We start from the raw sequence: 11165 nt of genomic DNA on the forward strand, positions 1-11165 counted from the left end.
TACGAGTTCCACGCGGCGGACCGCGTGCGCTTCACCGTGAAGGGCTGAGCCCGCAGGGAGCGCCCCGGCCACGGCCGGGGCGCTCCCTTTTCCTGAACTCAGCGGTGCGCCGCGAAGCTGACGCTGTACATCCGCACGTCGTCGCGCAGGAGGAAGCTGAGGCGGCCCTGCTGGTAGAGCGCCTCGCACACGGCCTCGGCGCGCGCGGCGGACATGCCGGTGGAGCGCGCGACCATCAGGGCGCTCTCGCGCCTTCCGAGCAGGTGGCCGAGCACGGCGCCCTCCTCCGCGCGGGTGATGAAGGTCGCGCCGCGCGGCGTGCCGGGCGTCACGCCGGAGTAGGACTCGGGCAGGGTCGACGAGGGGGGCCGGGGGGTGTCGTCGTACTCGTACTGGTAGGACATGTGGACCACCTGGGGGGCTCCGGGGCGTGAGGCGTGGCGTCTCGGACGGGCGGGCCGTCCGGGAGCGGGGCGCAGCCGGAGAGTGTGAGAGGAAGTGGGGGGAGGGGGACCGGGGAGAGTGCGTCGTGGTGGGAAAGCCCCGGTACCCTATGTCAAAAAGATCACATCCGGTCTCACGAATTTCTTACAAATGAGAGAGGCCGGACCCGGAGGTCCGGCCCCACTTCCTGGCCCTTCAGGACGTCGGCGCCACCACGTCCGTGTGGATCACGCGCTGCTCGCCCTGACCGCCGCGCAGCAGGGGCATCACCAGCTCCCCGAAGCGCCGCGCCTCCTCCAAGTGCGGATAGCCCGAGAAGATGAACGTGGAGATGCCCATGGACTCGTAGTCGCGGATCTTGTCCGCCACCTGCCGGGGGCTTCCCACGATCGCGACGCCCACGCCGCTGCGCGCCATGCCCACGCCCGCCCACAGGTTCGGCTCCACCGTCAGGTCGCCGTCCTTGAGATTGCGCAGCATCTCGATCTGACGCAGCTGACCCACGCCGTCCACGTGCTTGTAGCTCTCCACGAACGCGCGGCGCACCTCCGGGTCCACCCGGGAGATGAGGCGGTCGGCGGCCTGCCACGCCTCCTCCTCAGTCTCGCGGACCACGACGTGCGTGCGCAGACCGTAGCCCAGCGTTCGCCCGTACTCCTTCTCCAGTTCGCGCATCTTCCCGAGGCGCTCCTCGATCATGTCGCGCCGCTCGCCCCACAGCAGGTACACGTCCGCGAGCTCCGCCGCGATGCGCTTGGCCGCGTCGGACGCGCCGCCGAAGTACAGCGGCACCGGCACGACGGGACGCGGGTCGAGGACGGCGTTTTTGAAGCTGTACACGTCCGACTCGTACGAGACGGGCGGCTCCTGCTCCCACAGCGTGCGCAGCACCCGCATGAACTCGCGCGTGCGCTCGTAGCGCTGCCCGTGGTCCTCGAAGTCGCCGTACATGGCGTTCTCGGCGGGACTGGAGCCCGTCACGATGTTCACCCGCACCCGCCCCGGGAAGAGGTTCTGCGCCGTCGCGATCATCTTCGCGTACATGGCGGGGTGGAACATGCCGGGCCGCACCGCGATCAGGAGGCCCGCGCCGCGCGTGCGGGCGAGCGCGGCGATGGCGGCGGTGTAGTTCTCGTGCTCGCTGTGGTAGTTCGTGGCGGTCAGCAGGCTGGAGAAGCCCGCCTCGGCGGCGGTTTCGATGAGGCTGGACACGTACTCCAGCGTGGGCCTGCGCGGCGGCTTCTCCTTCGTGCCGATGAACTCGCCGTCACGGGAAAGCTGGCAGAACCACAGGAAGTCGGACGTGGACGGACTGGTCATGGAATACCTCGGGAAGTGGCGGTCAGGCCTTGACGCCGCCGGCGGTCAGCCCCGCCACGAAGCGGCGCTGGAAGAACACGATGAGCGCGACGATCGGCACGACGCCCACGACGATCGCGGCCGAGATGAGCGGCCACGGGAAGCTGAACTCGCCCTGGTAGAGCGTCACGCCCACCGCGACGGTGCGCATGTCGCGCGCCGTGTTGAACGACAGGGCCAGCAGGAACTCGTTCCACGAGTTCACGAACACCAGCAGGGCCGCCGTGACCATGCCGGGCGTGCTGAGCGGCACCACGACGCGCCACAGCGCGCCCACCCGCGAGCAGCCGTCCACCATCGCGGCGGACTCCAGGTCGCGCGGGATGGACGAGAAGAACGCGATGAGCGTGAGGATCGCGACGGGCAGCGAGAGCGCCGTGTACGGCAGGATCAGCGCGGGGTAGCTGTTGAGCAGGTCCACGCCGCGCATGATGCGGAAGAGCGGCACCAGCAGGCTCACGACGGGGAACATGCTGAACACCACCACCAGCACCGTCAGCAGACCCCGGTACCGGACGCGCAGCCTGGAGAGCGCGTACGCCGCGAGCGCCGCGACGACCACGCACAGCACCGTGCTCACGCCCGACACGATGAGGGAGTTGAGGAAGAAGCGCGCGAAGGGCTGCTCGCTGAACACGCGGGCGTAGTTGCCCCAGTCGGGCGTGGCGGGCAGGTACTGCACGGGGAACTTCTGGAGCTCGCCCTCGTCCTTGAGGCTCGTCAGCAGGATCCACGCGAGCGGGAAGAGCCCCCCCACGATCATCAGGGCGAGGCCGAGGTACTTCACGAGCCGCTCGTGGAGCGGCAGGGGCGGGCGGGTGTCGGCGGGCGCGCGCGTCACGACTCGTCCCCGCGCACGAAGCGCACGTACAGCGCGGTGATGCCGAGGCTCACCGCGAACAGCGCCACCGAGAGCGCCGCGCCGTACCCGAAGTCGAGGAACTCGATGGTGGTCTTCTGGATGTACACGCCGAGCGTCTCCAGCAGGCCCTGCGCGGGCGCCTGCCCGATGAACACGTAGGGGATGTCGAACACCTGCACGGCGCTGATCGCGCGGAAGATGAACGCGACGGCCAGCGCGGGCGTCAGCAGGGGCAACGTCACCCGGAAGAAGGACTGCACCTTCGTGGCGCCGTCCACCTCGGCGGCCTCGGAGAGCTCGCGCGGGATGCCCTGCAGCCCGCCGAGCACGACGAGCGCGACGAAGCTCGACGTCTTCCACACGATGGTGATCACGAGCGCCGCCACCGCGAGGCCCGGCGTGGACAGCCAGCGCACGGGCTCCGCCGAGAGGCCGAGCCGCACGAGCCAGTCGTTGAACACGCCGAACTGCGCGTTGAACATCCACGCGAAGATCAGGCCCGTCATGACGGGCGGCATCGCCCAGGGGAGCAGCATCGCGACGCGCGCGACCCAGCGCACCCGCGACTCCGCGTGCGCCAGGAGGGCCATCGGGATGCCGACGAGGAAGGACCCGCCGACGGTGAGGACGCCGAAGAAGAGCGTGTTGCGCAGCGCCGCCAGGAAGCGCGGGTCCTGCACGAGCTGCGCGTAGTTCTTCAGGCCCACGAAGGGCGTCCCGAGCCAGGGCTCCGTGAGCTTCTGGGTGAAGAAGCTCAACCAGAGGGTGCTGAGCATCGGGTAGAGCAGCACGGCGCCGAAGATCAGCGCGGCGGGCGCGAGCAGCAGGGCCGCGAGCGCGCCCTCGCCGATCTCGCGGCGGGGGCGCGCGGGGCGGCGCGCGGACGTGGTGATGGTCTGGTCGGACATGGGCAGCTTTCAGCTTTCAGGTGTCAGCGGTCAGCGGTGAGTGGGTGCCGGCGGCCGTCGGTCGTCACGTGGTCCACCGACGTCCGACGACTGACCGCCGACCGCCTACTTCAGCACCTGATCGAGGTCGCGCTGCATGTCCTTCAGGGCCGCGTCGACGCTCTTGCTGCCCGCGACGGCGGCGCTGACGTTGTTGCGGATGATCTCCGAGACGCGCGGGTAGGCGGGCGTGACGGGGCGCGGACGGGCATTGGACACGACCGGGAAGAGCGCCTTGAAGTGCGGGTTGGCGGCCAGCACCTGATTGTCGTTGTAGAGGCTGCGGCGCACCGGGAGGTACGCGCCCTTCACGGCGAGTTCGCGCTGCACGTCGTTGGAGACCATGAACTGCAGCAGCTTGGCGCTCGCGGCCTTGTTGCGGCTGTAGGCGTTCACGGCCCACTGCCAGCCGCCGAGGCAGGTGGCGGTGTTGTTCTTGCCGAAGACGGGCAGGGGCGCCACGCCGACGTTGCCCTTGACCTTGGTGGGGTCGGGGCTGTTGCCCTGGAAGTGCGCCCACGCGTACGACCAGTTGTTGCTGAACACCGCGTCGCCCGCCTGGAACTGCTTGCGCGAGTCGTCCGTGCGGATCTCGCTGCTGGCGGCGGGGGAGACCTTGCTCTTCACGGCGTCCACGAAGAAGCCGAGCGCCTGCTTGCCCTGCGCGGAGTCCACGTCCTTGACGTCGCCGCCGCCCGCCCAGAGCAGTTCGAGGAAGTTGCAGACGGTACCCTCGATGGGGGCCGCCTGGAAGTTCCAGCCCTGGATGTTGCCGCCCTCGGCCTTCTGGATGCGCGTGGCGGTCTGGACGAGCTCCTCCCAGGTGCGGGGGACCCTGGCCTTGTACTTGTCGAGGAGGTCCTTGCGGTAGTAGAGGAACTGCGCGTCGGTGAAGGCGGACAGGCCGTAGAGCTTGCCGTTCACGGTCCCGGCGTTCACGGCGCCCGGCAGGAACGCCTTGAGGTAGGTGTCCTTGCTGGGCAGGTACGAGTCGAGCGGCTCGGCCCAGCCGGCGGCGGCGAAGGTGGCGGTGCGGATCACGTCGATGAGGAAGACGTCGAGGCTGGGGTCCTTCGCGGCGAGCACCGTCGTGAGGTACTGGTTCTGCAGCTCGCTCGTGGCGCCGCCCGTCTCGATGCGGATCCTGACGTTGGGGTTCGCCTTCGTGAAGCGGTCGAAGATCGGCTGGAAGATCTCGGGGCGCTGCTGCGAGCCCATGAAGACGCTGAGGGTGGTGGTCTTCTGGGCGTCGGCGGCGGCGGCGAGCGCGCCGGTCAGGGCGAGCAGCGAGACGACACGGCGGGCCGTAAACGGGTGGTTCATGCTGGACCTCGTTTCTGGTTGTGGACGTCGGGTGACGAGTCCATGGTACTTCAAGCGGTGCGCCCGGGACCGTGCGGCGCGGGCGGAGGGGTGGGCCGTGACAGAAAGTTTACAAGATTTGTCAAGTAATTGCGCGAGAAGGGGGCCGGGGAGTTCTCCTCCCCGGCCCCCTCGGGCGAACCGCCCCTCAGAACCTCGGCAGGCCCGCCAGGCCGCCGAACTGCCGCACCAGCCTGTCCGCGTTGTCGCCGCGCAGACGCCGCACGTCCACGCCGTACAGGGTCACGAAGTCGGGCAGCACCTCGTCGAGCGTCACGCGCTCCATCAGGCTGTCGTCGAGCGGGCTGTGCGCCGTCTCCTTGCTCGTGAAGTACGGCACCTCACGGTTGTGGCTGCGGTACACGTGCATGCGCGAGCCGTCCTCCGGGATGATCAGCATGTAGATCTGGCCCTGCTGGATCATCTGCAGGACCCGCTCGACCTCCATGACGCCCTCCTCCTGGATGCGGTGCATCAGCTCCTCCTCCTGCTGCGTCCGGAGCTCGTCCAGCATGGGGGAGACCTTCTCCAGGATCTGCGCCGGGTCCGCCCAGCCCGTGCCCGCGCTGACGTTCGTCGAGCCGAGCACCTCGTACGGGGCCTTGTCGGGAATCTCCGCCTTGAAGTCCGCGACGCGCTGCACCGGCCCCACGAGGATGATGTGCTTGAGACCGTAGTGCCCCATCAGCTTCGTGACCTGCTTCTGCATGTCGTTGTAGAAGCGCTGCTGCGCCGCCGCCTCACGCGCCTCGAACAGGTCGTAGCCGCTGTCGCTGCGCGGGCCGCTGCCCGGCTGACCGCGTCCCGCGCCGCCCGAGCCGGGCGCGCCCGGCACGTGCCGCGTGCCCGACACGACGGTGTCCCAGCGATCGCCGTCGTCGAGCCGGACGTTCTCGCGCCGCCGGATCTCGGTGAGCTCGCCCTGCTCCAGCACGAAGAAGCGCGCGAACTCGCGGTCCACGGCGAGGACGCCCACCTTCGGCATCATCTCCAGGATGTTCGCGATCATGGACTTCACGGGCCGCCCGTAGTGGAAGCGCTCGGGCAGGTCCACCTGCACGTCGTAGCGCTCGAACATGTCCTCGTTCACGACGTACACGGCGCTCTTGCCGAAGGTCGTGCGGCTCTCGGCGAGGTCGTCGAGGACGCGGGCCATGATGGTCGGCGGGATGCCCTCCTGCTGCATCATGCTCTTGGCGCGCGTCTGCAGGCCCGAGCCCTCGTTGTCCACCACGGCGGGGTTGACGTTCACGACGGCCATGAGCACGTTGCCGTCCTCGGGAAGGCTCTTGATCCGTTCGATTTCCTGTTCGGTCAGCATGCGCAACCTCCTGTGAATGACGTTGGCCCCATTCTTGAAACTGCGCTCCCTGAGTGGGCCCTCTTTTTCGTGAAGCGCGGTTAGGTGTTGCCCGGATGAGGAGTGACGTACACACGATGCACACGTACCGTGCGCGTGTTACACTCGGCCTCAGAGGAGGTTCACGGGTACGAACATCACGGACGGCAGACCGTCCACAGGGGAAGCGCAAGGTCCCCGCGCGCGCGCGCCGGGGAAGACGAGGTGAAGGTCATCGAGATTCTGCGGATGCCTTCAGGGTCACATCGGACCCTCCCCACGACCCGAGCGGTCGAAGCGAGGCCATAACCGAGGACGGCGACGTCCCGACAAAGCCGAGCACGATGAACACAGGCGGACCGCCCGTCCGCCGGCAGACCACAACCCCAGCCGGGCCCAGCGGCCCGACCACGCGAGCGTCGCGCCTCCGGGCCGCGCGTCTCGCCCCTCTTCCCGTCGGGGAAGACGTCACGGCCCGCACCTTCGCGGGCCGACAGGAGTTCGTCATGTGTGGAATCGTCGGATACGTCGGCTACCGGAATGCCCGTGAAGTGCTGATCTCGGGCCTCGCCAAACTCGAATACCGCGGCTACGACAGCGCGGGCGTCGCCGTGCGCACCGAGACGGGCCTCACCGTCCGCAAGAAGGCCGGCAAGCTCGCCAACCTCGTCGCGGACCTCGATCAGGACCAGATCGAGGGCACCCTCGGCATCGGGCACACCCGCTGGGCCACCCACGGGCTGCCCAACGACCGCAACGCCCACCCCCACGCCACCGAGGACGGCCGGATCGTCATCATCCACAACGGCATCATCGAGAACTACCTCCCCCTCAAGGAGGCCCTCCAGGAGCGCGGCCACACCTTCCGCAGCGACACCGACTCCGAGGTGCTCGCGCACCTCATCGAGGAGAAGTACGCGCAGGAGGACGGCCACCTCGAACGTGCCGTCCGGGCCGCGCTCAAGGACGTGCGCGGCGCGTACGGCATCGTCGTGACGCACGTCGACCATCAGGAGATCGTCGCGGCGCGCACCGTCAGCCCGCTCGTGATGGGCGTCGGAGAGGGCGAGATGTTCCTCGCGTCGGACGTGCCCGCCCTGCTGCCCTACACCCGCGACATGGTCTACCTCCATGACGGTGACCTCGTGGTGCTGCATCAGGACGGCTACCACATCACCACCCTCGACGGCACGCCCGTGCAGCGCGAGGTCTCCCACATCGACTGGGACGCCGAGGCCGCCGAGAAGGGCGGATTCGACACCTACATGCTCAAGGAGATCCACGAGCAACCCCAGGCCCTCACCAACACCCTCATGGGCCGGCTGCACGACGAGACCGGCGAGGTCCGCCTCGACATCACCCTCGACCCCGCCTCGTTCGACCGCGTGCACATCGTCGCCTGCGGCACCGCCTACTACGCCGGACTCGTCGGCGAGTACCTCATCGAGCAGCTCGCCCGCGTCCCCGTCGAGGTGGACGTCGCCAGCGAGTACCGCTACCGTCAACCCATCGTCGACGAGCGCACCCTCGTGATCGTGGTGTCGCAGTCGGGCGAGACGATCGACACGCTCGAGGCGCTGCGCGAGGCGAAGAAGAGCGGCGCGCGCACCCTCGGCGTGATCAACGCCAAGGGCTCGTCCATGACGCGTGAGGTGGACGACACCCTGTACATCCACGCGGGCCCCGAGATCGGGGTGGCCAGCACCAAGGCGTACACCAGCATGGTCGGCGCGATGCTGCTCCTCGCGCTGTGGCTGGGCCGCGCGCGCGGCACCCTCGCCACCGAGCGTGGTCAGGACCTGCTGCACGCGGCGCGTGAACTGCCGCGTCTCGTGGAGGAGAGCCTGACGCCCGAGCGGGTCGCCGCCATCGAGGCGGTCGCGGCGAAGTACAAGGACGCGCGCGACTACCTGTTCCTGGGCCGCGGAGTGAACGCGCCGACGGCCTTCGAGGGGGCGCTGAAGCTCAAGGAGATCAGCTACATCCACGCGGAGGCCTACGCGGCGGGGGAGATGAAGCACGGGCCGATCGCGTTGATCGACGCGTCGTTGCCGGTGGTGGTGATCGCGACCGAGAGCGTGCTGCTGGAGAAGACGATCAGCAACATCCAGGAGGTGCGGGCGCGCGCGGGGCGGGTGATCGCGCTCGTGAGCGAGGGGGACGTGGAGGCGTCGCGGCACGCGGACGACGTGATCGTGGTGCCGCGCGCCGACGAGATGGTGAGTCCGGTGGTGAACGTGGTGGCGCTGCAGCTGCTGTCGTACTTCACGGCCACGCTGCTGGGCAAGGACGTGGACAAGCCGCGCAACCTCGCCAAGAGCGTCACCGTCGAGTAATTCGGCCCATGGGAGAGGGAGGCGCCGCCCGGCGCCTCCCTCTCGTTTTGCCCCAACCCTACAATTCCGACTGGAATGGTTGACTTTACAAGCGTGACTTCATAGACTTTTCGCGTGAATCTCCACCGACGCCTCACGCTCCTCGGCCTCGCCCTCCTCGGGGGCGCCGCCGCCGCACCCAAGGATCCCGTCAAGTTCGCCGCCACCCTCGAACAGATGCGCGGCCACTACGACGCCAGCCTCATGAACTACCGCGCGGGCGACCTCGCCATGGCCGCCAAGCACGCGAAGCACCCCGCCAACGAACTCTACGCCGCCGTCCGCGCCGACCTCACGCCCGCCCTCCAGAAGAAGTTCCTCGCGGACTACGCCGCCATAGGCGCGGCGCTGACCGCGAAGAAGCCCTACGCCGACTTCCAGAAGGCCATGAACGTCTTCTACGCCGACGTGGACGCCGCCCTCGCCACCCTCGGCGCCACCCGCACCGACCCGAAGTTCACCGCCCAGGTCATCTCGCAGATCCTCGAGAACGCCGAGCACGAGTACGAGGAAGGCGTCGAGAACGGCCGCGTCACCAACCTCGCCGAGTACCAGGACGCCCAGACCTACGTCGCCCGCGCGAAGAAGTGGTTCGACGCGAGCGCCGCGCGCTACCCCGCCCACCAGCGCGAGGAGACCGCCGAGGCCATCGGGGCCGCCACCGCCGTCATCGCCCGCAAGGGCGCCCTCAGGGACCTCGAGGCGGCCGTCGACACGGCCAGGGGTGAACTCGCCGAGATCAGCGGCGTGCAGCTGGCCGCCGCGAAGGGCACCAACGCCACCTACCTCGCCAACATCGAGAAGCTCCTCTCGGACGCCAAGGGCCACTACGCGGGCGGTATGGGCGGCGACGCCGAGGAAGCCGTCATCGACGCGTACCTCGACAACTACGAGTACCTCGAGAGCCCCCTCGCGAAGAAGGACAGGGCGCTGGAACTCAGGCTGGAGAAGACCCTGCGCGAGGACCTCCGCGCGCTCCTCAAGGCCAGGCCCACCCCCGCCAAGTTCAACGCCGCCGTCGACGCGGCCCTCACGGACCTCAAGAAGGCCCGCGCCCTGCTCGGAGAGTGACCATGCTGCCCCGGCGTCTGCTGCTCGTGCTCCTCACCCTGCTCGGCCTCGCGTCCACGGCGCTCGCCGCGCCCACGGACGTGGACGTCGCCGCCGAACTGCGCGCCGCCCACGACCTCGTCGCGCGCAGCCTGCGCGAGTACGCCGCCGGGCAGCGCGAGGACGCCTTCCGCACCGCGCGCGAAGCGTACCTCGACCACTTCGAGTACGCCGAGCCGCCCCTGCGCGTCCTCAACCCCGACCTCATCCTCGAGATGGAATACCGCTTCGCGGACCTGCGCAACGGCATGCGGGACGGCGCCCCCATGGGTGACCTGCGCCGCATCGCCGGGGACATCGACGACAGCCTGCGCGAGGCCGAGAGCATCGTGAGCGGCACGGGCGTCCTCGCGCCCACCCTCGCCGCGACGGGCGGCTTCACCATCCTCTTCCGCGAGGGTCTGGAGGCCGCCCTCCTCATGGCCGCGATCCTCGCGTACCTCGCCAGCACCCGCAACGACCGTCTGCGCGGCGGCGTCTGGTGGGGCGCCCTCGCCGCGCTCCTCGCGACCGCCGTCACGTGGTTCGCCGCGACGTACCTGCTGTCCATCGCGCCCGTCTCGCGCGAGCTCATCAGCGCGATCACGAGCGCCGTCGCCGTCGTCATCCTCTTCTACCTGTCCTTCTGGATGCTCCAGCAGGGCGACCGCAAGCGCAGCGCCGAGTTCATGCGCGCCCGCGTGTCGCAGGCCGTGCAGAGCGGCAGCCTCGGCGCCGTCGCGCTCGTGACCTTCACGACCATCTACCGTGAGGGTTTCGAGACGGTGCTGTTCTACCAGGCGCTCGCCGTCGCCAGCGGTCCCGTCCTCGGGTACATGTACCTCGGCATGGGCGTCGCCGCCGCCGCGCTCGCCGTCGTGTTCGCGGTCATCTTCCGCCTCGGGCGGCGCGTGCCCACCCAGAAGCTCTTCCCGGCGCTCGTCACGGTCACCGCGCTCTTCGCCGTCGCGTTCGTCGGCAACGGCGTGCGCGCCTTCCAGGAGGCGGGCTTCGTGCCCGTCACGAACCTCTACGGGAAGGTGCCCGCCCTCGACCCCAACGTCGCGGCCCTCACCGGACTGCATCCCACCGTGGAGACGCTCGCCGCGCAGGCCCTGATGGTCCTCGTGTACGTCGTCGGCTACGTCGTGATGCGGCTTCGCGCCCGTACGTCCGGGCGGGAGGCGCGCGCTTGACCGAGGTCACGCCGACGAGCGTGCGGATCGGCATCGACGTGGGCGGCACCTTCACCAAGGGTGTCGCCCTCGGCCCTGACGGGCAGGTCCTCGCCGTCTCGCACGTCCCCACCACCCACCGTCACGAGCTCGGCGTCGCCGCCGGGGTCCTCGCGGCCCTGCGCGGCGTCCTCGCGGATCTCCCGGCGGGCG

10 protein-coding genes are annotated in these 11165 nt (G+C 69.3%); 4 read left to right on the top strand and 6 right to left on the bottom strand.

Annotated features, from left to right (window positions below):
* Window positions 1-98 precede the first annotated feature (98 nt).
* The 6 genes from DEIPI_RS0118520 to DEIPI_RS0118545 form a co-directional block, all read right to left on the bottom strand.
* Complete coding sequence (locus tag DEIPI_RS0118520) at window positions 99-404, bottom strand: hypothetical protein (RefSeq protein WP_027482746.1); 306 nt, start codon at window positions 402-404, stop codon at window positions 99-101.
* Between the two features lie 235 nt (window positions 405-639).
* Entirely contained in the window at window positions 640-1764 is a 1125-nt protein-coding gene (locus tag DEIPI_RS0118525; protein WP_027482747.1) for an LLM class flavin-dependent oxidoreductase, read from the bottom strand.
* A gap of 22 nt (window positions 1765-1786) precedes the next feature.
* Complete coding sequence (locus DEIPI_RS0118530) at window positions 1787-2644, bottom strand: carbohydrate ABC transporter permease (RefSeq protein ID WP_245588599.1); 858 nt, start codon at window positions 2642-2644, stop codon at window positions 1787-1789.
* A complete protein-coding gene (locus DEIPI_RS0118535) occupies window positions 2641-3573 on the bottom strand; it encodes a carbohydrate ABC transporter permease (protein ID WP_027482749.1) in 933 nt (310 codons plus the stop codon). The genes DEIPI_RS0118530 and DEIPI_RS0118535 overlap by 4 nt, the downstream gene beginning before the upstream one ends.
* Before the next feature lie 105 nt (window positions 3574-3678).
* A complete protein-coding gene (locus DEIPI_RS0118540) occupies window positions 3679-4935 on the bottom strand; it encodes an ABC transporter substrate-binding protein (RefSeq protein ID WP_045234676.1) in 1257 nt (418 codons plus the stop codon).
* 187 nt (window positions 4936-5122) lie between these two features.
* Complete coding sequence (locus DEIPI_RS0118545; RefSeq protein ID WP_027482751.1) at window positions 5123-6295, bottom strand: VLRF1 family aeRF1-type release factor; 1173 nt, start codon at window positions 6293-6295, stop codon at window positions 5123-5125.
* Between the two features lie 524 nt (window positions 6296-6819).
* Here DEIPI_RS0118545 and glmS point away from each other — a divergent pair.
* The 4 genes from glmS to DEIPI_RS32545 form a co-directional block, all read left to right on the top strand.
* Window positions 6820-8649: a glutamine--fructose-6-phosphate transaminase (isomerizing) gene (gene glmS, locus DEIPI_RS0118550; RefSeq protein ID WP_027482752.1), complete on the top strand. Its 1830-nt coding sequence runs from the start codon at window positions 6820-6822 to the stop codon at window positions 8647-8649.
* Between the two features lie 114 nt (window positions 8650-8763).
* Window positions 8764-9759 carry a hypothetical protein gene (locus DEIPI_RS0118555; RefSeq protein ID WP_027482753.1) on the top strand — a complete coding sequence of 332 codons (996 nt, stop codon included), beginning with the start codon at window positions 8764-8766 and terminating at the stop codon, window positions 9757-9759.
* Window positions 9760-9761: 2 nt separating this feature from the next.
* On the top strand, window positions 9762-10973 hold the full coding sequence (locus tag DEIPI_RS0118560) for an FTR1 family iron permease (protein ID WP_027482754.1): 1212 nt from the start codon (window positions 9762-9764) through the stop codon (window positions 10971-10973).
* Window positions 10970-11165, top strand: a 196-nt coding sequence (locus DEIPI_RS32545; protein ID WP_045234677.1) for a hydantoinase/oxoprolinase N-terminal domain-containing protein, incomplete at its 3' end; no start/stop codon positions are given. The genes DEIPI_RS0118560 and DEIPI_RS32545, both read left to right, overlap by 4 nt.

Source organism: Deinococcus pimensis DSM 21231 (genome assembly GCF_000519345.1).
Lineage (GTDB): Bacteria > Deinococcota > Deinococci > Deinococcales > Deinococcaceae > Deinococcus_A > Deinococcus_A pimensis.